Raw genomic sequence first — 21,674 nt, 5'->3', positions numbered from 1 at the left:
AGGCGATCCTCAAGAACCGGTGGCGCGTGCGGTGATGCGCTCGAGCCCAAGCAGCAGGACCAGCGTCGCCGCCACCAGGATCATGGTGAGCGCCGCGCCGGCAAAGATGTCGCCGCGATCGGTGAGGCTGAAGATCGACACCGGCAGTGTCACCCAGCCCGGCGGATAGACCATGACGGTGGCGCCGAGTTCGCCCATCGACAGCGCGAAGCTCAAGCCGAAAGCGGCGACCAGATAGGGTGCGAGCAGTGGCAGCGTGACGTGCCAAAGCCGATAGGCAGGCCGGGCGCCGAGGCTTGATGCCACCTGTTCGAAGTCGGGCGAAAGCCGTGCCAGGCCGGCCGAGACATTGCCGAAGGTGAAGGCGGAGATCAGCACGAAATGCGCGATCATGACGATCGCCACCGTGCCGTTGAGCAGCAGCGGCGGATGGCTGAACGCGACCAGCAGGCCAAGGCCGACCGACACAGAAGGCACCGCACTGGGAATGAAGAACAGCAGGCCGAGCAGACGCTGCAAGGCGTGCCCTTGAAGGCGAAGCGAAAGGGCCGCCCAGGTACCGCTGACCAATGCAAGCGCACTGGCCAGGAAGCCGGTGATCAGACTGGCCTTGATCGAGCTCCAGGCCGACCCTTTGATCACATCGGTGTAATGCTCCATCGTCAGGCCATTGGGCAGCACGCCGTTCCACTGGTCGGCAAGGCTGGACAGAAGGATGACAGCAAGCGGCGCCAGGAACAGCACGCCGAAGATCAGCGCAAAAAGCAACCACAGCATGATGCGACCAGGGCGTGACCAGACCAGCATGGCTAGCCCCCCAACCGGCCGGCGGCGAAACGGTAGAGCCCGAACAGGCCGAGCGACAGCGCGATGTTGACCACTGCAATGATGCAGGCCACCTGATAGGCCGATTCCTGGATCGCCTTGCCGTAAATCAGCAGCGGCAGCGTGATGACGCCCTTGGCGCCGATGAACAACACGATGCCGAATTCGTTGACGGTCAACAGCAGACAGAGACTCCCTCCGGCTATGAGCGCGGGCACCGCCGCCGGAAGGATCACCTGTCGCACGATGCGGAACGGCCTGGCGCCGAGCACGCTTGCCGCTTCGATCTGGCCCCGGTCGACGAGCGAAAAGGCAGCGAGCAGCGGCCGCAGGATGAAGGGTGTGTAGACCGTGACTTCGGCCAGCACCACGCCCCATGTCGAATAGAGGAAATCGACGGGTGGCAGCGGCAGCGAGAAGGCTTCCATCAGCCCGGTGTTGAGCATGCCGGCGGAGCCGTAGAGGAAGGTGAAGGCAAGCGTCACCAGGAAGGTCGGCAAGGCGATGAAGGTGTCGATCAGCCGGGCGATGAAACCACTGCCGGGGAACGGCACGAAGGCCAGGATCAGCGCCAGCACGAGGCCAACGATGAGGCATCCGGCCGTCGCCGCGACCGAGATCGTCACCGTGTTTATCAGCGCGTTGAGGAAGAACCGCGAATGCAGGACGCGAAAAATCTCGGCGGCATTGGCAACGCCACTGTCGTCAAGGAAAGCCTGCCGGGCAATGAGCGCCAGAGGATAGAAGAACAGCAGCGCCAGCAGAGCCGCCGGTGGCACGATCCAGAATTTGCCGGGTTCCCGCCTAGTCGCCGGGGCGTCGAGGGCGACCGCCTCAGACACCGGTATCTTCCGGCAGAAGCGAGGTGTCGGCAGGGGCGAAGAACAGCGGCACCTGGGCGCCGGGTTCGGGCAAGGCGATCGGCAGCTTCGTCGCCGAGACGCGCACCGGCGTACCCTGGACATCGAGCACGAGATGGGTGAGCTCGCCCTGCCAGTGCACTTCCCTCAACGTGCCGACGATGCGGTTGGTGTGCTCGCTGTCGGCCGTCAGGCTGAGATGCTGCGGCCTGATACAGAGCAAGCTCTTGTCGCCGGCCTTCTCGGCGCGACCGGCGCCTGTGAGCACCGCATCGCCATGCCTTGCCGTGGCAAAGCCTTTCGACCCAACGCCCTCGGCGACCGTCACCGGCAGGAGATTGGCGCGGCCGAGGAACTCGGCGGTGAACCGGTTCGGCGGGCGGCGGTAGAGTTCGGTTGTCGGTCCGTGCGAACAGACGCTGCCGTCACGCATGATGGCGATCTTGTCGGCGAGCGTCAGCGCCTCGGTCTGGTCGTGAGTGACATAGAGGATGGTCAGGCCCGGCAGGCTGCGGTGCAGGCGAGCAATCTCCTCGACCATGTTGCGGCGGATCTGCGCGTCGAGCGCCGACAGAGGCTCGTCGAGGAGCAGCACACGCGGGCGCACAGCCAAGGCGCGGGCAATCGCGACGCGCTGCTGTTGGCCGCCCGAAAGCTCGCGCGGATAACGCCGGGCAAAAGTCGCCATGCCGACGGTGCCGAGCGCATCCCTGACCCGCTCGGCGATCAGCGCCTTGTCGGCGCCCTGTGCCCGCAGGCCAAAAGCAACGTTGTCTTCAACCCGCATATGCGGAAACAGCGCGTAGTTCTGCACCACCATGCCGAGGCCGCGTTCGTAAGGCGGCAGGTCGGTCACGTCTGTCGCGCCGATGCGGATGCGGCCACTTGCCGGCCGCACGAAACCAGCGACGGCCCGCAAGGCGGTGGTCTTGCCGGAGCCGGACGGGCCGATCATCGCCAGGATTTCACCGGGCGCGATATCCAGGGTCAGCGGATGCAGGACGACATGCGCGCCATAGGCGACGCTGACCTTGTCGAAGTGGACATTGGAGCCGGCGCCGCGAATTTTCGCGGCGTCGATGTCCATGACACTGGTACCAGTAAAGGCCGCGGCCGACATGGCTTGGTCCTCCGGATCTCTGCCCTCGGGTGTCAGCTTCCGGTCGCCTCGTTCCACTTCTTGACGTAGTCGGGAAGCTTGCTCAGCGCCTCGTCCCAATTCGGCGACCAGATGGTGACGCCCTTCATCGCCTCCTGCGCCTTTGCGAAGTTGGCGTCATCCGGCTTCACGTCCTTGCGGGCCGGCAGGCCGAGCGCAACCGAGCTCACCGTGGACTGGGCTTCCTTGGAGAGCAGGAAGTCGATCAGTTTCTTGCCGTTGTCGGCATTGGGTGCGCCGGTGACCAGACCGATTTCATAGGGCAGCGCAAAGGTGGAGCGGGTGCCATCCGGGCCGGCGGGCCAGAACACCTTGATGTTGGGATTGTCGGCCATCTGCGACATGTTCATCTGCAGATCGCCATTGGCGACATGCAGTTCGCCCTTGTTGACCAGCGCGGTCAGCTTGCCGGTCGACGCGGACGGGCCGACATTGTTGTCCTGCAGCTTCTTCATGAACTCGAAGCCGGCATCCTCGCCGCCGAAAGCATGGATGATCTGCAGCATGACGGCGGTGCCGTCACCGGCCTGGCCGGGGGTCGAATACTGGATCTTGCCCTTGAACTTCGGGTCGAGCAGATCGTTGTAGCTCTTGGGTGCTTCCGACAGCACGGCGCTGTTGTAGATGAAGTTCATGTAGTTGTTGACCAGCGGCCGGTACTTGTCGGCGCCGCCGTCGATCTGGTCGGCGCCTGCCGGCTTGTAATCCTGCAGCAGGCCGTCGGCGGCGGCGCGCTGGACGAAGGGCGGCAAGGTCACCAGCACGTCGGCCTGTGGGTTCGATTTTTCCTTGGCGACACGCTCGACGACACCGCCGGAGCCGGCCTCGATATACTGCACGGTGATGCCGGTCGCCTTGGTGAAGGCGGCGAACTCGGTCTCGTACCAGCTGCCATTGCCGTCATGCAGGCCGTCGGCGGAATAGATGGTGACGACGCCGTCGGCGAAAGCCGGTCCGACGAGAGCCGACGACGCCAGGAGCGACGCGGCGAAAGCCATGGCGATGGTTGCATTGCGCGATTTCATGGATCAGTTCCCCTGTGATTGTTGGCACATTCTTCGATGCACTAGGACCAATCGGCTTCGGATCTCTGGCGGACGTTGAGCCGACTGGATGTCGTCGTTGTGACAACTTTGGGGATTGAGGATCGATAAGTAAAATCTATTTATTTTATGACAGACAAGCTTCTACTGATATTTGTCATGAAACTGTCGCATCCCTGTCTTGGGCGTGATCACCGTTGCGCCGAAGGCAGCTATCTATTTGAAAAATTAAATCTATCAGTTGAACGAAACGCCCGAGATCTGCGCCCGCAAACGCGGATCCTGCGAGCGGATGGTCACCGGCCGACCTTCGAGGATCTCGAAGCAGCGCGCGAGCGTGTCGTCTTCGAGCCGCCGCATCGCCTCATGCGTGAAGAAGGTAAGATGCGGAAACAGGATCACATTGTCGCGATCGAACAGGGTGCTCATCGGATGGCCTGACCTAGCCAATGGCTCGACCGAATAGACGTCAAGCGCGGCGCCGCCGATGCTGCCGGCAACGACCGCCTCGACAAGCGCCGCCTCGTCGATCAGCGCGCCGCGCGAGACGTTGATGATGATTGCGGAGGGTTTCAGGCAAGCGAGTTCGGCCTTGCCGATCAGGCCGCGCGTTTTTTCGTTGAGCACGCAATGAAGGGAAACGAAGTCGCAGGCGCGCAGCATGGCCTGGAGGTCGTCAACCTTCTCGATGCCGGCGGCGTGCATCGTCGTGGCATCGACACCGGGATCGAAGCCGAGAACCCGGGCATGAAACCCCTGGCCCGCCATGCGCGCCATGCTGCGGCCGATCTTGCCGCAGCCGACGAGCCCCAGCGTGGCGCCGGACATGTCTCGGCCGAGCCAGCGCTGCTCGGGCCAGACCCAGCCGTCACGCGATACCGCCGCTGTGATCGCCGGCAATCGCTTGGCAAGCGCGATCATCAGCGCGAAAGCGCCCTCGGCCACGGTTTCCTCGGCGTATTCGGGCACGTTGACGACGGGAATGCCACGCCGCATCGCGGCAGGGATGTCGATCGCATCGATGCCGACGCCGTATTTGACGATGCCCTTCAATTTCGGCGCTGCGTCGATCACCGGCGCGGTGATAGGCGTGTAGCACATGAGAAGGAGATCGGCGTCGGCAACGGCGTGGATCAAGTCTGCTTCGGCAATGCCGTCCGGCAGCGTCACCAGTTCAACGCCGCTTGCCCGCAAGCCGGCATCGATGCCTGGGCATTCGAGTTCCCGATCGGTGCGCACTGCCTTCATGGTCAGGCTGCAAGCACGGCGCGCTCGACGATGTCAAGCGCGCGGTCGAGATCGGTTTTCGAGATGACCAACGGCGGCGACAGCGTCAGCACATTGCCATGGCTGATCTTGAAGCTCAGGCCCTGCTCCAGGCAGGCATAGAAGACGCGTTCGGCGAGATCGCGCGCCGGCTGGCGCGTGGCTCGATCCTCGACCAGTTCTACGCCGACCATCAACCCCCTGCCCCTGACGTCACCGACTTCAGGCGAACGCGCCATCAGGTCCTGCATGCGTCCAAGCATATGCCGGCCGAGTTCGGCCGCCCGTTCGACCAGCCCCTCTTCGAGGATGATGTCGATGGTGGTCAGCGCGGCCCGCGTCGTCACCGGGTTCTTTTCGTGGGTGTAGTGACCGATCGCGAAGCCGCCGGCGACGTCGAGGTCGCGGCGCGCGATGACGGCGGCAATCGGCAGGATGCCGCCGCCCAACGACTTGCCGAGGACGACGATGTCGGGCGTCACGCCGTCATGTTCGTGGGCGAAAAACTTACCTGTCTTGCCGAGACCAGTCGGGATCTCGTCGAAGATCAACAGCGTGCCGTGCCGGTCGCAGGCTTCGCGCACCCGCTTCCAGAAGCCAGGCGGCGGCGGGTTGGGCGTCGCCCGCATCGGTTCAGCGACGACTGCGGCCACATCCTGCTCGCGGCCAAGCACATAGGCGATCATGTTGGCGCAGGCGAGCCCGGACGCTTCAAGGGAATCGTGGCCATAGGGGCAGCGATAGCCGTCCCAGGGCGCGACATGCTCGGTACCGGTCATCATCGGGCCTGATATGTGCGAGCGGAAGGTCGCCTCGCCGCCAACGCTTGCCGCGCCGAAGCCCGCGCCGTGAAAGGCATCCCAGAACGACACCGTCTTGAAGCGGCCAGTCGCGGCGCGCGCGATCTTCAGCGCCACCTCGATGGCGTCCGAACCACCCGTTGTGAACAGCACCTTGCCAAGATCGCCCGGCGCCAGCGCCGCGAGCTTCTCCGCCAGTTCGACGGCGGGTTCGCAGGTGAAGCGGCGCGGCGCGAAGCAGAGTTCATCAAGCTGCTTCTTGATTGCGGCGACCAGTCTCGGATGGCCGTAGCCAAGATGATGCACACTGTTGCCGTGGAAATCCATGAAGCGGCGGCCGGCGGTGTCCTCGATCCAGATGCCTTCCGCCCTGGCGATCGTCGACAGGCAGGGGCTGGAGAGGCTCTGGTGCATAAAGGTGGCCGCGTCGCGATCGAGCAGACCGCGGATGCGGGGATCGTCCTGGCCGGCGTCCCAGTGGCCGCGTGCCGCCGTGGTGTTTGAATCGCCCTCGATATGCACAAGCTCTGATATTGCGGCCATCATCATCTCCGAAACGCGAATGAGGGAGCGTGGAACGCCCCCTCGATTATTCTGCCAGTCGACACTGCCCGGTCACGACCAAGGCAGCGAGAATGTTTTCACATTGGTGTAGCTCTTCATCGCTTCGATGACGCCTTCCTTGTAGCCGTTGCCCGAATCCTTGATGCCGCCGAAGGGCGACATCTCGATGCGGTAGCCGGGCACTTCCCAGATGTTGACCGTGCCGACCTGCAGGCCCGCAATGTATTTCTGCATGCGCGGAAAGGAGTTGGTGCAGACACCCGAGGACAGGCCGAAGGCGGTCGAGTTGGAGAGTGCGATCAGCGCCTCGTCATCGTCCGGCGCGCGCACGATCGGGATGATCGGCCCGAACGTTTCTTCCATCACCAGTTCAGACGTATGCGGCACGCGATCGACGACGATCGGCGGCAGCAGCGCACCCTGGCGGCCCGGATTGTAGAGAATTTCGCCGCCTTGCTCCGCGGCCATGTGGACGCGGTTTTCGAACAATGCCGCGGCCTTCTCGTGCACGACAGTGCCGAGATCGGTCGAGCGGTCCATAGGGTCGCCGAAGCGGATCTTTTTCGCCCGCTCCAAAACCAGTGGGACGAAACGGTCGGCGACGCTTTCCTGGACAAGGATGCGCTTGACCGCCGTGCAGCGTTGGCCGGAGTTTTTCGTTGCACCGGCCACCGCGAGATCGGCCGCCTTGGCGAGATCGTCATCAGAGAGATCGTTGAGGATGATCAGCGGATCGTTGCCGCCGAGTTCCAGCACCTGGCGTCTATAGCCGGCGGTGCGGGCGATCATCTTGCCGATCGGCACGCCGCCGGTGAAGGTGATGAGATCGATGTTCTCGTTGGTGATCATCTCGTTGCCGATTTCGGCCGGCCAGCCGGTCACCACCGACAGCATTTCCGGCGGCAGCCCGGCTTCGTAGAGAATGTCGGCCAGAAGCAGCGCGGTCAGCGGCGTCAATTCGGTCGGTTTCACCACCACGCAATTGTTGGTGGCGATCGCCGGCGCCACCTTGTGCGAGACCATGTTGAGCGGATGGTTGAAGGGCGTAATCGCCGAGATCGCCTTCAGCGGCTCGCGGGTGGTGAAGATCTTGCGCGCCTTGCCGTGCGGGGTGAGATCGCAGGAGAAGATCTGGCCGTCATCCTGGATGCACATCTGCGCCGACAGCGTGAACACGTCATAGGCGCGGCCGACCTCATAGAGCGAGTCGGTCTTGGAGATGCCGAGTTCGAGCGTGATGAGATCGGAGACCTCTTCGCGGCGCGACGCCAGCGCTTCAGCGGTGCGAAACAGGATCTGCTGGCGCTCGTAGCGCGTCAGTTTCGACTTGTAGCCAGCGGCGATCTCGAAGGCTTTCCGCGCATGCTCGGCGCGACCGGCTGGCACGGTGCCAATGACTGCATTGGTGTAGGGGTAATGGACCGGGACGACGCCATCGGCGTCGACCTTGCGACCCGCTATGCGCATCGGCTCGTGGCGGACCTTGATTGAGGTGTCGAGCTTGGTCATTTCGAGTTCCCGGTGCTCAGTACGCAACATTGATCTTTTATCAGCGAGGCCATCGCGTCTCGGCAATGGCTTCCCCCTCTCCGTCGCCGCTTTCGCGGCGCCACCTCTGGCCCCTCCGGAGGGAGAGGAAGGGAGCAAAGGTCGGCCAGATCAAGCACCCTTCCTCTCCCCGTCGATCAGAGGAGAGGTGGCCCGAAGGGCCGGAGTGAGGGTCGACCAGCGCCATCATGGACGGCCACACACCCGCCCAATTCAATCAGCCCGCCAGTGCCGCCGCCATCGTCGCGTAGTAGAAGGCGTCGAAATTGCGCAGCGTCGGCTCGTTGGGCAGGTCAGGCAGCACGCGGTTAACGATAAACGGTACTTCCTGCTCCGTCAGTCCGCCATGCGAGCGCAGCGGCTCGTTGAGGGCCGCCAGATCATGGCGATGCTCCGACGTGCCGATCGTCTTGTTCTCGGTCGAGATCAGCACGATGTCGCCGATCCTATCGGCTGGAAGCTCGAAGCGCTCGCAGGCGGTCGGGCTGTCGACGACCAGCATGATGCCGTCTGTCTTGGCGAGCCGCGCCATGATGCCGGCCTGATCGGCGCCATCAGGCAGATAGGCGGTGGCGAAGGAGCCGAGCGCTCCGTGATGGACGACATAGGGGTCGGTGATCGGCAGGATGACACGGGCGGCGTCCTTGCCAAGCCATTGGTCGAGCAGGTCCTGGACATAGACCACATCTGGCGAACCGTCGGCCTTGTGCTTGGGCTTCATGCCATGGTCGGCGGTGACGACGATCGCCGCGCCCAGCGCATCGAGCTCGGTCAGGTACTTGTCGAACATCTCGTAGAAGGCGTTGGCCTGGGGCACGCCGGGCGCATATTTGTGCTGCACATAGTCGGTGGTGGTCAGGTACATGATATCAGGACGGAATTCCCTAAGCATCTGGACGCCGGCGGCGAAGACGAATTCCGACAGTTCAGCCGAATAGACCTCAGGCACGGGCAGTCCGAAGTGCTTGGAGGCATTGTCGATGCCGTGCTCGACCTTGGTGGTGGTGTCGGACTTTTCCGCCGAGAAACACAGTGCACGGCCCTCATCGAAAGCCAGTCCCTTGCCGAGCAGCGCACGCAACTTGTCCTTGGCGGTGACCACGGCAACCTTGGCGCCAGCATCATAGAAGGCCTGGAAAATGGTCGGCGCGCGCAGGAAGCGCGGGTCGTTCATCATCACTTCCTTCCCGGTCTCGCGCTCGTAGAGATAGTTGCCGCAAATGCCATGCACCGAGGGCGGGCGGCCGGTGGCGATCGACAGATTGTTGGGGTTGGTGAAGCTCGGAACGACCGAGTGCGCGAAACGCACCGTGCCCTTCTCTTTGATCCTGACCAAAGCCGGCATCAGCCCGGCCTTGATCGCCTCGTCGAGATAGGCCGGTTCGCAGCCGTCAAGGCAGATGGCGATCGCCGGCACGCGCGGCCAGGCGTAGGTGCGGCCGTTGACGGCGACGTTGATGGGAGACATCTGGTTCATCGAAAATCCTCGAAATCGGCCGCGTCAGGCGGCGAGTTTGGCGCGCTCGGCGATTGCCGCGGCGGGTGGTGCGGCGGTGTCGACGCCCATTTCCTTCAAAGACCCTGCCGCCGCATCGACGACGCGGCGCATCACATGTTCGTCCATCTGGCCGATGCAGCCGACGCGGAAGGAATCCACGACGGTCAGCTTGCCCGGATAGATGATGAAGCCCTTGTCCTTCATCAGTTCGTAGAAACGATCGAAGGCGAAGTTGGCGTGGGCCGGATTGAAGAAGGTGACGATGATCGGCGACAGCCAGCGGTCTTTCAGCAAAGTCTCGAAGCCGAGCTCACGCATGCCGGCGACCATGACGTCACGGTTCCTGGTGTAGCGGGCGCCACGGCCGGCGACGCCGCCTTCGGCCTCGTGCTGGCGCAGCGCTTCGAGGAAAGCGGCGACGACATGGGTCGGCGGGGTGTAGCGCCACTGGCCTGTCTTGTTCATGTGCGCCCACTGCGCATGGACATCGAGCGACAATGAGTGGCTGCGTCCCTTGGCGGCTTCAAGTTCGCTCTTGCGGGCGATGATGAAGCCGAAGCCCGGCACGCCCTCGATGCACTTGTTGGCGGAGGAAACCATCGCCTCGTAGCGGATCTCGTTGACGTCGAGCGCAACGGCGCCGAAGGCGCTCATCGAATCGACCAGCAGCTTGCGGCCCTTTGCATGCACCGCTTCGGCTATCTCGGCGACCGGGTTGAGGATGCCCGAGCTGGTCTCGCAATGGATGGCGATGACATGGGTGATGGCGGGATCCGCCTCGAGAGCGGCCGCCACCTCGTCGCCGCGCGGCGGCAGATAGTCGCCCTTGTCGATCAGCGTATAGTCGCGGCCGAGATATTGCATGGTCTGCGCGGCGCGCAAGCCGTAGGCGCCGTTGGCCAGCACCAGCACCTTGCCGTCCCTCGGCACGAACGAACCGAGCATCGCCTCGACGCAGAAAGAACCGCTGCCCTGCATTGGCACGCAATCGAACTCGTCATTCGCGTCCCCGGTCAGCGCCAGCAGGCGGCGGCGCATGTCTGATGTCATGGCCCGGAAGTCGCCGTCCCAGGATCCCCAGTCGCGCAGCATCGCCTGCTTGACCGAATAGGCCGTGGTGAGCGGGCCCGGGGTCAACAGATACGGCTCGCCCAGCGCCGGCCTGGCCAACGGCTCCGCGGCAAATTTCGTCTCGGCGAGCATGGTGTCCTCCGACAGATCGCTGCTTTTTGATGTGGCCTCATTCTTGGCCCGAATGACATATTTGTAAAATCGTTATTTTGTATCGAAATATCGATTCTGACGATAGTCCGTGAGGGCCGTGCGGCACAAATTGCATTCGGTCATGACACGGTTGTGAAGCCGGATAAGTCCGCTTTGGTTACATAAGACAAATCGTTAACCTCTGACTTTTGAAAATCCAGGCTTATGATAAATTACCCTGCGATTCCGGCACCGAGGTGAAAAAGATGCGCTATGTCCAGCTACGAGCCTTTCATCAAGTAGCGATCTCCGGTGGTTTTTCGCGGGCCGCCGAAGCGCTGTTCCTCACTCAGCCGGCGATATCGGATCAGGTGCGCAAGCTGGAGGAAGAGTATGACGTGCTGCTCTTCAATCGGAACAAGAAGCAGGTCACGCTGACCCATTCGGGCCAGAAGCTGCTCGAAATAACCCACCGCATGTTCGATACCGAGCAGCAGGCGCTCGAACTTCTGACGGAGTCGCGCGCGCTGCGTTCCGGCACGCTGCGCATCGTCGCCGATGCCGCACACCATTTGCTTCATATACTCGGCAGCTTCCGGGCCCGCTATCCCGGCGTCCAGGTTTCGGTGCGCGCCGGCAACACCGAGACGGTGATCAGCAGCCTCTACAGCTACGATGCCGATATTGGTGTCCTGGGCGAGGTGCCGACCGGGCGCGATTTCGAGGTGCTGAAACTGAATTCGACGCCGATCATCGCCTTCACCTCCATCGACCATCCGCTGTCGGGCAAGAAGTCGCTGACGCTGAAACAACTCGCGCAGGAACCACTTGTCATGCGCGAGCGCGGTTCGAAGACCCGCCAGAAGCTCGAGGACCTGGCCGCGGCGTCGAAGGTCGAACTCAGGCCGGTGATCGAGGCGGAGGGCCGCGAAGCCGTCCGCGAGATCGTTGCCTCGGGTGCCGGCATCGGCTTTGTCTCGGCGGCCGAGTTCGGCCAGGATTCGCGTCTGGTACCGATCACCATCGACGCGCCCGAAACCTTGATGGACGAAGCGCTGATCTGCCTGCGCGAACGCAGCGGCGGCAAGCTCGTGCGTGCCTTTCTCGATATGGCGCGCTCGATGTCGGCGGATTAAGCGGCAGCCCTGATCTCTAGCGCATCCGCCTTCACCCGCTCCGACTTCGGATCGTAAGGGCTGCGCAGATGCGCCGTGGCGGCATGGCGCACGCCGGCAAGGTCGATTTCGAAACGGCCGCCGGTGAGGAACGCGGCATCGACGCCGGCTTCATTCTCGATGAGCCCGAGCGCCACCGATCGGCCGAGCGTGTGGCCGTAGGCGGCTGAGCGAACCTCGCCGACAGGCTTGTCGTCGCGCAGGATCAGTTCGCCGCCCCACAGCATCGGCTCGGCATCGTCCAGCGTGAACAGCACGATCCTTTTTGCCGGTGCCGTCGACCTTGCCTCGACCAGCGCATCGCGGCCAATGAAGCCGCCCGGCTTGTCCATGGCGACAGCGAAGCCAAGCCCGGCCTGCCAGGGATTGATATCAGGCGTCAATTCCCTGCCCCAGGCACGAAAACCCTTTTCGATACGCAAGGCGTCGAGCGCGTAGTAACCGGCATCGATCAGCCCAAATTCACGGCCCGCTTCATGCAGCGCCTCGTAGACGCCGACGGCGAATTCGGTCGGCACGATCAGTTCCCAGCCGAGTTCTCCGACATAGGTCATGCGATTGGCATAGGCGGTGGCGTAGCCGATATCGATCTCGCGGATGGTGGCGAAGGGGAAAACGGCATTGGAAAAGTCCGATGACGACAATTTGCCGAGGAGATTGCGCGAGCGCGGCCCCATCACAGCCAGCACCGCATAGGATGAGGTGACGTCGGTCAGGATCGCATGTGCATTGGATGGGATGTTCTTGACGATCCAGTCGGCGTCGTGGACCGCTTGCGCCGCGCCGGTGACGACAAGGAATCTTTCGGCGGCAAGCCGCATCACGGTGAGATCGCTTTCATAGCCACCGCGGGCGTTGAGCACACCGGTGTAGACGGAGGTGCCCACCGGCACATCGACGTTGCCGGCGCAGATCCGGTTGAGCACCGCGCAGGCGTCGCGGCCCTGGACAAGAAGCTTGGCGAAGGAGGTCTGGTCGAAGATGGCGACGGCCTCGCGCGTCGCCTTCATTTCGCGTCTAACGGCCTCGTGCCAGTTCTGGCGGCCGAAGGCATAGTCATTCCCGGCCTTCTCTCCCGGGGCCGCGAACCAGTTGGCGCGCTCCCATCCCATCTTGGAGCCGAAGCAGGCGCCCTTGGCGGCCAGCCGGTCGTGGAGCGGCGAGCGGCGGAACGGCCTTGCGCTGTCCAGTTCGCGGTTCGGCCAGGGCATGGCGTAGTGCAGGCCGAGCGTCTCCCTGACTCGGTCATGCAGCCAACGCGGATTGTTGTTGAAGGAGGCGAAGCGCCTGATGTCGACCGGCCAGAGATCCATGGTCGGCGCGCTGTTGACGATCCATTCGGCGAGCGCCCTGCCCGCGCCGCCGGCGCTGGCGATGCCCATTGAATTGAAGCCTGCGCCAACATAGAAATTCTTCAGCTCCGGGGCCTCGCCCAGGATGAAATTGTTGTCGGGCGTGAAGCTCTCGGGACCGTTGTAGAATTTCTTTACCTCTGCCTCAGCCAATTGCGGCACGCGGACCAGCGCGTTTTCCATCAGGATTTCGAACTGATCCCAATCGTCAGGCAACAGCGCGAATTCGAAATTTACGGGAATGCCGTTCATACCCCATGGCTTGGCGTGCGGTTCGAAGCCGCCCATGACCAGGCCGCCGACCTCTTCCTTGAAGTAGATGAAGCCGTCGGGGTCACGCATGACTGGCAGGTCCGGATGCACGCCCTCGATCCGGCCGGTGACGATGTACATATGCTCGGCCGAGTGCAGTGGCACCGAGACGCCGCACATCAGTCCGACCTTGCGCGCCCATTGGCCGGCGCAGTTGACGACGATCTCAGCTGCGATGTCGCCGCGATCGGTCTCGACACCACAGACGACGCCGTTCCTGATGCTGATGCCGGTGACCTTGACCCGCTCGAAGATTTTCGCCCCGCGGTTGCGCGCGCCCTTGGCCAGCGATTGCGTCAGATCCGTTGGATTGGCCTTGCCGTCTCCCGGCAACCAGACGGCGCCGACCAGATCGTCCGTCGCCATCACCGGCCATAGATTTCCGGCTTCCCTGGGCGAGATGACATCGATCTCCACCCCTTGAGCACGGGCCGAAGCGGCCGTGCGCTTCAGCACTGTCATCCGGTCGGCGGTACGTGCCACCGACAGCGAGCCGCAATTCCTCCAGCCGGTGGCGAGACCGGTCTCGGCCTCCAGTTCGCTGTAGAGCTGCGTGGAATAGCGGATCAGGCTGGTCATGTTGGAGTGGCTGCGCAACTGCCCGACCAGGCCGGCGGCATGCCAGGTGGTGCCGCCGCTAAGTTGGCCCTGCTCGAGCAGGACAACATCGGTCCAACCAAGCTTGGTCAGATGATAGGCGACCGAACAGCCGATGATGCCGCCGCCGACAATGACGACACGTGACTGGGTTGGAAATTCATGTGCCATGAGCGGTCCGCCACGTGAGGAATGGCCGGCACACTATCACAGGAAGGTCAAATATCAACTCAAAAAGTCACAAAATATCACATCAATATCGCCACGATGAGTCCGGGGCCCTTTTTCGAAAGCGCTTCGACAAGCGCCGGTTCGGGACTGGCGTCGACGATCACGCCGGCGGCGCGGTCGAAGTTTGGAATCCTGAGCGGCGTCAGCTTGCCGAACTTGCTGCTGTCGAGCACGAAATAGGCCCTGCCTGCGAGCGCGATCATGCGGCCACGTTGCTCGGCCCCGGCGCGAGTGAAGTCGGTCACCTCTCCGTCCGGCGACAGGGCACCGCCGCCCAGAAAGGCGATGTCGACGCGAAAGCGGGCCATGGCATCGAGCGTGTCGATGCCGGAAGCCGCTTCCTCGCCCGGATCGATCTCGCCACCCAGCATGTGCACGCGCATGCCGGGGACATGGCACAGATGCAGCGCGATCTTCAGGCTGGCGGTGCAGATGGTGAGATCGCGCAGACCGGCCATGGCTTGCGCGACGGCAAAAGTGGTGGTGCCGGAATCGAGGAAGACAACCATTCCGTCCTTGATCAGGCCGGCGGCGGCCTTGCCGATTGTAGCCTTGCCTGGGGTATTTTCCTGGCTGCGCAGGCTCATCGCCGGTTCACTCGGCTCGAAGCGGGCGGCACCGCCATGCACGATGCCGAGCCTGCCCTGGTCTGCAAGCAGCTTCAAATCGCGCCGGATGGTTTCGCGCGAGACATCGAAGAACTCGGCCAGTTCGGCGACGCTGACGGAACCCTGGGCGCTCAGCCGCCTGAGGATCTCGTCGTGGCGGCGCGGGGCAAGGGCGCGCGCCGGCAAGTGACTGACGGGAGACATGGCTATCCTCGAGTCGAACATTGATGTTGCAATATGTGGCAGCGAACCTGCACACGCAACCGCGCCTTCGGCCAAGCTTAGGGCTTCCGCGACAGGCCGCCGCTCTCTATCGCATCGACGAGTGTCTTGCTGCCCTCGCGAAGATGCTGCCGCAAAACGCTCACGGCCTTCTTGCCGTCGCGCTGGCGGCACGCGGCCAACAGATCGCGATGTTCGCTCTGCGAGCGGTTGCGATAGTCGAGATTCGACAAAAGGATGCGGACATAGCGATCGGCGGCGTTGTGATGCGCCTCGATCAGGCTGAGCAGACGTTGGTTGCCGCAGGCATGGTAGAGCGACAGGTGAAAGGTGCGGTTGAGCGCACCCCAGCGGCCGACATTGCGCTCCGCATCGATCTGGTCGAGCGCCTGTTCGGCCTCGTCGAGTTTGCCACCGGACAAAGCGGGCACGGACAGCCGCAGCGCTTCGCATTCGAGCAATTCGCGGACAGCGTAGATTTCGCCGATCTCAGCGCCGTCCATACGGGCGACATGCGCGCCCTTGGTCGGGTGAATGGAGACGATGCCCTCGGCTTCCAATTGGCGAAGCGCGTCACGGATCGGCATGCGGCTGAACCCGAACTGCTCGGCCAGTTCGTCCTGGCGCAAAGCGGTGCCGGCCTTCAGAGTGCCGCTGGCGATGGCCTCGCGCAGCACGTTGGCGACCTGCTCGGCAACCGTCTGCGGCCTCTCGATCAGGCTTTCGGAAAATCCGCGCAAGCGACGCTCCCCTGTCTCGTGGCGCCCAGCGTAGTGGAAAACCACCGGACTGGATATGCGTATCCTCGTGTACGAGCGGCGATCGGAGGCGCGCCGTCTATACCGCCGTGGCCGGCCTGTCCTTGAACAGGACCGGATCAGCAGCTGACGGTTCCGCATAGCGCATTCGCAGGCGCAGGAATGGCGCTTCGATGCAAGTGTAGCTGAGATAGCCGATCGGGATCGTCGCCAGAAAGCACAGCAAGGACCACAGGCAGGCAATGTAGAAATTGCTCATGCTCATGATGTTCGTGTCTATGAACGCCGCCAACTGCATGACGAAGAACAGATGGAGGAGATAGATCGAATAGCTGTAAGCCCCCGCTTTCTCCAGGATCTTGAACGGCAGGCCTGTCCGCTTCCTCGAAAAGCTGGTGTCGTAGTAGGCGATGGCGAATGAATAAGCCGCCGCCTCCAGGGTCGGCAGGATGATCCATATCCAGTGCGGCGATGGATAATGCCCAAGCTGGTAAAATCCGCCGGCGGCATCGAACCACCAGAAGAAGACCGAAAAGGCCATGAGAATGGCCAGCGCCAGCCAGTGCCGGTCTTTCGCATAGGCACGGAGATGAAAGGCAAGAATGCCGGCCAGAAACTGATCCGCATGGCCAATGATGGTCCAAGCCGCCGCCAACTGCACCTCGCCGAGGTGCACATAGAGCGCCGACCTCAACAGAATCGCTGCCGCGATAAACAGCAAAGGCGCGAACAGGAAGCGTCTGGACGCCATCAGCAGGAAGGGCAGCAGAATGTAGAAGTGGGCTTCCACGGTTATCGACCAGCCGCCATTCGGGAGAGTGGGAAAGATCAATCCCTTCCCGACGTCGGTGAAATACTCGCCCAGGGGCTGGCCCGCCTCATATCTGCGGCAAGCCTCAATGGCTATGACGGCCAGCAGGAGCGGAAGCAGCCTCAGCGCCCGGTTAGCGAGGAAGGGCAGATAGCTGACCTGTTTCCCGTCCAGAAGCTTGGCGAACAGGTAGCCGGAGAGCGTCATGAACAAGGAAACGCCAGTGATCCCCTCATCCAGGAGGCTGAAAATGGGTAGAGCCGGTACGAAATCATACGGGACCGGCCCCTGAGGAGACTGGTGGAGGAAATGCCAGGTGAAAACCAGGAAAGCCGCCAGGCCACGAACATGGTCAAGCGCCGGATAGTGTTCTCCAGTCGAAGATCTCATGATTCAGACCAGGCGCCCCGAGCGTTCAACGATCATCGCCATGTCGCGCAGTGCCGCAGCGACGGCAGCAGAGCGAGGGTTCCGCTTGCCAATGCCCAGTTTGGACGACTCTCGTTAATTTACACTTCCCTTCGATGGAGAAAATCCGGCGCGGCCTGCCGCAACCGCCGGAGAACGCTCGGCATGCGCCCTTCGATCAATCGACTTCGACAGCAACCACCGCCGCGCAATCGCCGGCCTTGACCAGGCCGGGAAAATGCCGCGCCGCGAGCATGCCCGACATTTTTGCCCGAATCTCCTGCGGAACGATGCCGGTGCGGCCAACGGAGTGGATGCGCGCCAGAACCGAGCCTTCCTGGACGGGCTCGCCGAGATCGACCATGGTCTCGATCATGCCGTCGTCCTCGGCGAAAGAGAAGCAATCGCCGGACGGCATGTCCAGCCATTGAGTTCTACCCTTCTCGACCGCACCAGCAACAATGCCGGCGTGGCGCAGCACATTGAGAATGCCGCGCCCCGCGATCCGCACCGTTTGCGCGCGTGAGGTGCCGCCGCCGCCAAGCTCGGTGCTGACGAAGACCTTGCCCATTTCCTCCGCTGCCGTGTCGTACATGCCGACGGCATCGATCTCGATCATGCGCATCGAGAACGGGGCAGAGAATGCCGCCACCGCATCGAAGGCTTTCTGCTCGAGCGCCTTGTCGGGCACAGTGTGCGCGGCGCAGAACGGGACGAAGTCCAGCGTCTTTCCACCAGAGTGAAAGTCGAACACGATGTCGGCGCGGGGCAGCAATTCACGCTGGAAATAGTCGGCGATCTTCTCGGTCACCGTACCATCCGGCCGGCCGGGAAAGCTGCGGTTCATGTTGCCCTTGTCGATCGGCGACGTCCGCGTGCCGGCTCTGAAAGCCGGATAGTTCATTGCCGGCACGATGATCACCGTGCCGCTGACTTGCGCGGGATCGAGCGTACGGGCGAGATCGTAGAGCGCCAGCGGCCCTTCATACTCGTCGCCATGGTTGCCGCCGGAAAGCAACGCCGCCGGTCCCTTGCCGTTGCGGATGACGCAGATCGGGATCATCACCGAACCCCACGCAGAGTCGTCTCGGCTGTAGGGCAGGCGCAGGAAACCATGCTGGACACCGTCGCGGTCGAAATCGACGGTCGGTGCAATCGGCGACGGTCGGAGGCTGGACAGCGGGCTCAATTCTTCACCACCAGTTTGCGCGGCACATTGGCCAGACACTCTACACCGGTTTCGGTGATCAAGATGGATTCGGTGATTTCCAGACCCATCGTCTCCAGCCACAAGCCGGTCATGAAATGGAAGGTCATTCCGGGCTTGAGTTCGGTGCGGTCGCCGGGGCGCAGGCTCATGGTGCGCTCGCCCCAATCCGGCGGATAGGATAGGCCGATCGAGTAGCCGGTGCGGTTGTCCTTGACGATGCCGTACTTTTTCAGGACGGCGAAGAAGGCGTTGGCAATGTCCTCGCAGGCATTGCCGGGCTTTGCGGCCGCAAGCCCCGCCTCCATGCCTTCCAGCGTCGCTTTCTCGGCATCGAGAAATTCCTGCGTCGGTTTGCCGAGGAACACGGTGCGCGACAGCGGGCAATGGTAGCGGTTGTGGCAGCCGGCGATCTCGAAGAAGGTACCCTCGCCCCGCTTCATCGGCTGGTCGTCCCAGGTCAGGTGCGGCGCCGAAGCGTCCACGCCCGACGGCAGCAGCGGCACGATCGCCGGATAGTCGCCGCCAATACCGTCGACGCCGCGCGTGCCGGCATCATAGATCTCGGCGACGAGATCGCATTTGCGCATGCCGACTTCGATCTTGTCGACGATGCGCTGGTGCATGGCCTCGACGATACGGGCGGCCTTGCGCATATAGTCGATCTCGGTCGGGCTCTTCACCGCGCGCTGCCAGTTGACCAGCGCGGTGGCATCGACCAAGCGGGCATTGGGCAGATGCTTCTGCAGCGAGGCGAAGGCGGCGGCCGAGAACCAGTAATTGTCCATCTCGACGCCGATGGTGAGCTTGCCCCAGCCGCGATCGGCAAGCACGCTCGACAGGAAATCCATCGGATGCCGCTCGGTCGACTGCACATAATGGTCGGCATAGCCGACGATGTTGTCATGCGCGAGATAGGCGGTTCGCTTGGCGCCATTGGCATCCTGGCCTCGGCCATACCAAACCGGCTCGCCCGAAGGCGGCACGATGACCGCCTGGTGCACATAGAACGACCAGCCGTCATAACCGGTCAGCCAGGCCATGTTGGAGGGGTCGCTGACAACAAGGAGATCGACGCCCCTGACCTCCATGGCTTTCCGCGTTTTCGCGAGGCGATCGGCAAATTCGCCGCGCGAGAATTTCAGGTTTGGTTGCATGTTCTTGGTCCTCGTTTGTTGGAGCTTGCGCATGATCTTTTTCGGAAAACCGGTTTCCACTTTTCCGGATCATGCTCCAGCGACCCGCATCAGCTTTCAAAAATGGTTCCGGAGCTGGTCGCCAGCGCGCGGTCGCGGGCGAGCGCGGCTATCGCGGTGTCCTGCACGCCAGTGCCGGTCAAGTCGGCGATGGTGATGTCGCTGGCCGAGCGCCGGCCATGTTTGACGCCGGCGATGATCTGGCCGAGTTCGATGACTTCAGCATCAGCCGCCATCACTCCCGCCGCGATTGCATGGTGGAGTTCGCCCAGCCGCCGTGTTTGGTGGGGGCTATCAGCGACATAGAGATCGGCCATGCGCAGGATCGCAGGCGCGATCTCGTTCTTGTGCTCGGCATCCGAGCCCATGGCGGTGATGTGCTGCCCGGCGGCGACGAAGCCGGCCTTGATCAACGGCTCGGTCGACGGCGTGGTGGTAACGATGATGTCGGCGCCGGCAACGGCGCTTGCCGCGTCGGGCTCGGCGCGCACGACGATGCCCAGTCTTTCGCGCAAGCAGGCAGCAGTCGCTTCGGCCTTGCTGGCATCGCGCGCCCAGATGCGTGCTTCCTCGATCGGCCTGACAAGGCGCAATGCTTCCAATTGCAGACCTGCCTGCAAACCGGCGCCGAAAATCGCCGCCACGGTGGAGTCTTCGCGCGACAGATGCTTCGCCGCGACCGCGCCTGCCGCAGCGGTGCGGACATCTGTCAGGTAGCCATTGTCGAGCAGCAGCGCCTCGACCACACCCGTGTTTGCCGAAAGCAGTACCATCATGCCGCCACCGCTCGGCAGGCCGAGCTTCGGATTGTCGAAGAAGCCGGAGCTGATCTTAACGGCGAAGCCGTCGATACCGGGTACGTACGCGGACTTCACGTCGACCTCGCCGCGATGCTCGGGGATATCGAGCCGCAGGATCGGCGGCATCGCCACCGGCAAGGTAGCGAGCGCGCGAAAAGCGTTTTCGACGCAGGCAATGGCGTCGAGGTCGAGCATCACGATCTTGCGCAGTTCTCTCTCGGTGAGGATCGTCATCCGGCTCATGCGGCACGCTCCGCGATCGCCTCACCGCAGATGATCCCGCGGTGCGCATTCATGTCGATGTTGCGGCCGGAGAGCAGAACCACCACCGGCCCTTTCGTCTTGACCTTGCCAGCGAGCAGCGCGGCGATGCCGACCGCGCCGGCGCCCTCGACGATCTCGCGCTCCTGTGCATAGGCATGGCGGATGCCGGCGGCGATCTCGTCCTCGCTGAGCAGGATGACGTCGTCGAGCAGGTCGCGGCACATGGCGAAGGTCAGCCTGTTGTCGAGGCCAATGCCGCCGCCGAGCGAATCCGCCAGCGTCGGCAGTTCCTCCACCAGGACAGGCCGGCCGGCATCGAGGCTCGCCTTCATCGCAGCACCACGCGCCATCGAGACGCCGATGACTTTTGTGCCTGGGCTGACGCCTTTGACGGCGGCAGCAACCCCTGAGGCCAGGCCACCGCCGGAGAGTTGCACAAGCACCATAGCGGCATCCGGAGCCTGCTCGATCATCTCCAGCCCGAGCGCGCCTTGCCCGGCGATGATGGCGGGATGATCGAAGGGCGGCAGCATGACCAGCCCCTCCTGCGCCACCAGCCGCTCGACCTCATGCTGCGCGTCGTCCTGGCTGTTGCCGACGATGCGGACCTCGGCGCCGAGTTCGGCGGATCTCGTCCAGCTTGTTCTGGGGCACCAGACGCGACATGCAGATCACGGCGCGCATGCCTTCGAGTTTCGCCGCGTGCGCTAGAGCCCGACCGTGATTGCCGGTCGAGGCAGCAACGACACCGCGCGTCCTCTCTTCCGCGCTCAGCGAAGCGACGGCATTCGAGGCGCCGCGCAGCTTGAAACTACCGGTGGTCTGGCGGTGCTCGAGCTTGAGGTAAACCGGCACGCCAAAGCGTTGCGAAAGGCTTTGGGACGTGACGGTTGGTGTCCGCTCGACCTTGTTGTGAATTCGCTCGCGCGCGGCATTAATATCGCTCAGCGTCACTGTCGCCATGATC

17 protein-coding genes and 1 pseudogene are annotated in these 21,674 nt (G+C 63.1%); 1 reads left to right on the top strand and 17 read right to left on the bottom strand.

All coding sequences use genetic code 11. From position 1 onward, the window contains the following. Positions 1-9: 9 nt before the first annotated feature. The 9 genes from AC1VON_RS13820 to AC1VON_RS13780 form a co-directional block, all read right to left on the bottom strand. Positions 10-807 (bottom strand): ABC transporter permease subunit, encoded by a 798-nt coding sequence (locus tag AC1VON_RS13820; protein WP_483123460.1) that lies wholly within the window; start codon positions 805-807, stop codon positions 10-12. A 2-nt stretch (positions 808-809) separates the two neighbouring features. Next, the gene (locus AC1VON_RS13815) at positions 810-1,667 is read right to left on the bottom strand and encodes a 2-aminoethylphosphonate ABC transporter permease subunit (RefSeq protein WP_172351633.1); all 858 of its coding nucleotides are present in this window, start codon (positions 1,665-1,667) and stop codon (positions 810-812) included. Beyond that, positions 1,660-2,805, bottom strand: coding sequence for an ABC transporter ATP-binding protein (locus AC1VON_RS13810; protein ID WP_483123455.1), 1,146 nt, complete (start codon positions 2,803-2,805; stop codon positions 1,660-1,662). Before AC1VON_RS13810 ends, AC1VON_RS13815 begins: the two co-directional genes overlap by 8 nt. Positions 2,806-2,837: 32 nt before the next feature. Further along, positions 2,838-3,869 carry a 2-aminoethylphosphonate ABC transporter substrate-binding protein gene (locus AC1VON_RS13805; RefSeq protein WP_483123450.1) on the bottom strand — a complete coding sequence of 344 codons (1,032 nt, stop codon included), beginning with the start codon at positions 3,867-3,869 and terminating at the stop codon, positions 2,838-2,840. 255 nt (positions 3,870-4,124) lie between these two features. Beyond that, a complete protein-coding gene (locus tag AC1VON_RS13800; protein ID WP_483123446.1) occupies positions 4,125-5,135 on the bottom strand; it encodes a 2-hydroxyacid dehydrogenase in 1,011 nt (336 codons plus the stop codon). Between the two features lie 2 nt (positions 5,136-5,137). After that, on the bottom strand, positions 5,138-6,496 hold the full coding sequence (pbfA, locus tag AC1VON_RS13795; protein ID WP_483123442.1) for a (R)-1-hydroxy-2-aminoethylphosphonate ammonia-lyase: 1,359 nt from the start codon (positions 6,494-6,496) through the stop codon (positions 5,138-5,140). Between the two features lie 72 nt (positions 6,497-6,568). After that, positions 6,569-8,026 carry a phosphonoacetaldehyde dehydrogenase gene (gene phnY, locus AC1VON_RS13790; protein WP_483123438.1) on the bottom strand — a complete coding sequence of 486 codons (1,458 nt, stop codon included), beginning with the start codon at positions 8,024-8,026 and terminating at the stop codon, positions 6,569-6,571. 256 nt (positions 8,027-8,282) lie between these two features. After that, a complete protein-coding gene (gene phnA, locus AC1VON_RS13785; protein WP_483123433.1) occupies positions 8,283-9,542 on the bottom strand; it encodes a phosphonoacetate hydrolase in 1,260 nt (419 codons plus the stop codon). Between the two features lie 24 nt (positions 9,543-9,566). Then, on the bottom strand, positions 9,567-10,766 hold the full coding sequence (locus tag AC1VON_RS13780) for a 2-aminoethylphosphonate--pyruvate transaminase (RefSeq protein WP_483123429.1): 1,200 nt from the start codon (positions 10,764-10,766) through the stop codon (positions 9,567-9,569). Positions 10,767-11,032: 266 nt separating this feature from the next. Here AC1VON_RS13780 and AC1VON_RS13775 point away from each other — a divergent pair, with 266 nt between their 5' ends. Next, positions 11,033-11,902 (top strand): LysR substrate-binding domain-containing protein, encoded by an 870-nt coding sequence (locus tag AC1VON_RS13775; protein ID WP_172351641.1) that lies wholly within the window; start codon positions 11,033-11,035, stop codon positions 11,900-11,902. On the opposite strand, the gene AC1VON_RS13770 is transcribed toward AC1VON_RS13775, so the two are convergent. The 8 genes and pseudogenes from AC1VON_RS13770 to eutB form a co-directional block, all read right to left on the bottom strand. Further along, positions 11,899-14,373, bottom strand: a complete 2,475-nt coding sequence (locus AC1VON_RS13770; RefSeq protein WP_483123424.1) for a GcvT family protein — start codon at positions 14,371-14,373, stop codon at positions 11,899-11,901. The genes AC1VON_RS13775 and AC1VON_RS13770 overlap by 4 nt on opposite strands. 77 nt (positions 14,374-14,450) lie before the next feature. After that, on the bottom strand, positions 14,451-15,245 hold the full coding sequence (locus tag AC1VON_RS13765; protein WP_483123420.1) for a DeoR/GlpR family DNA-binding transcription regulator: 795 nt from the start codon (positions 15,243-15,245) through the stop codon (positions 14,451-14,453). Between the two features lie 77 nt (positions 15,246-15,322). Continuing rightward, on the bottom strand, positions 15,323-16,003 hold the full coding sequence (locus AC1VON_RS13760; RefSeq protein WP_483123417.1) for a GntR family transcriptional regulator: 681 nt from the start codon (positions 16,001-16,003) through the stop codon (positions 15,323-15,325). Between the two features lie 97 nt (positions 16,004-16,100). Next, the gene (locus AC1VON_RS13755) at positions 16,101-17,222 is read right to left on the bottom strand and encodes an acyltransferase family protein (RefSeq protein ID WP_483123414.1); all 1,122 of its coding nucleotides are present in this window, start codon (positions 17,220-17,222) and stop codon (positions 16,101-16,103) included. Between the two features lie 196 nt (positions 17,223-17,418). After that, positions 17,419-18,420 carry a N(2)-acetyl-L-2,4-diaminobutanoate deacetylase DoeB gene (doeB, locus tag AC1VON_RS13750; protein ID WP_483126329.1) on the bottom strand — a complete coding sequence of 334 codons (1,002 nt, stop codon included), beginning with the start codon at positions 18,418-18,420 and terminating at the stop codon, positions 17,419-17,421. Between the two features lie 5 nt (positions 18,421-18,425). Next, a complete protein-coding gene (gene doeA, locus AC1VON_RS13745; protein WP_483123411.1) occupies positions 18,426-19,604 on the bottom strand; it encodes an ectoine hydrolase DoeA in 1,179 nt (392 codons plus the stop codon). Positions 19,605-19,693: 89 nt separating this feature from the next. Next, a complete protein-coding gene (locus AC1VON_RS13740; RefSeq protein WP_483123408.1) occupies positions 19,694-20,686 on the bottom strand; it encodes a cyclodeaminase in 993 nt (330 codons plus the stop codon). After that, positions 20,683-21,670 (bottom strand): annotated as a pseudogene (eutB, locus tag AC1VON_RS13735) (hydroxyectoine utilization dehydratase EutB). Before eutB ends, AC1VON_RS13740 begins: the two are co-directional and overlap by 4 nt. Positions 21,671-21,674 lie beyond the last annotated feature (4 nt).

It is taken from the genome of Mesorhizobium sp. HAY1-8B (assembly GCF_056868045.1).
The sequence above is the reverse complement of the archived record's forward strand: the minus strand, read 5'-3'. Positions and strand labels throughout refer to the sequence as shown.

Coding starts and splice junctions, on each gene's coding strand:
- AC1VON_RS13800 (WP_483123446.1), bottom strand. CDS start 5,135: ATGAAGGCAGTGCGCACCGATCGGGAACTCGAATGCCCAGGCATCGAT.
- AC1VON_RS13805 (WP_483123450.1), bottom strand. CDS start 3,869: ATGAAATCGCGCAATGCAACCATCGCCATGGCTTTCGCCGCGTCGCTC.
- AC1VON_RS13740 (WP_483123408.1), bottom strand. CDS start 20,686: ATGAGCCGGATGACGATCCTCACCGAGAGAGAACTGCGCAAGATCGTG.
- pbfA (WP_483123442.1), bottom strand. CDS start 6,496: ATGGCCGCAATATCAGAGCTTGTGCATATCGAGGGCGATTCAAACACC.
- AC1VON_RS13775 (WP_172351641.1), top strand. CDS start 11,033: ATGCGCTATGTCCAGCTACGAGCCTTTCATCAAGTAGCGATCTCCGGT.
- AC1VON_RS13755 (WP_483123414.1), bottom strand. CDS start 17,222: ATGAGATCTTCGACTGGAGAACACTATCCGGCGCTTGACCATGTTCGT.
- AC1VON_RS13810 (WP_483123455.1), bottom strand. CDS start 2,805: ATGTCGGCCGCGGCCTTTACTGGTACCAGTGTCATGGACATCGACGCC.
- doeA (WP_483123411.1), bottom strand. CDS start 19,604: ATGCAACCAAACCTGAAATTCTCGCGCGGCGAATTTGCCGATCGCCTC.
- phnA (WP_483123433.1), bottom strand. CDS start 9,542: ATGAACCAGATGTCTCCCATCAACGTCGCCGTCAACGGCCGCACCTAC.
- AC1VON_RS13770 (WP_483123424.1), bottom strand. CDS start 14,373: ATGGCACATGAATTTCCAACCCAGTCACGTGTCGTCATTGTCGGCGGC.
- AC1VON_RS13820 (WP_483123460.1), bottom strand. CDS start 807: ATGCTGGTCTGGTCACGCCCTGGTCGCATCATGCTGTGGTTGCTTTTT.
- phnY (WP_483123438.1), bottom strand. CDS start 8,026: ATGACCAAGCTCGACACCTCAATCAAGGTCCGCCACGAGCCGATGCGC.
- AC1VON_RS13780 (WP_483123429.1), bottom strand. CDS start 10,766: ATGCTCGCCGAGACGAAATTTGCCGCGGAGCCGTTGGCCAGGCCGGCG.
- AC1VON_RS13765 (WP_483123420.1), bottom strand. CDS start 15,245: ATGTCTCCCGTCAGTCACTTGCCGGCGCGCGCCCTTGCCCCGCGCCGC.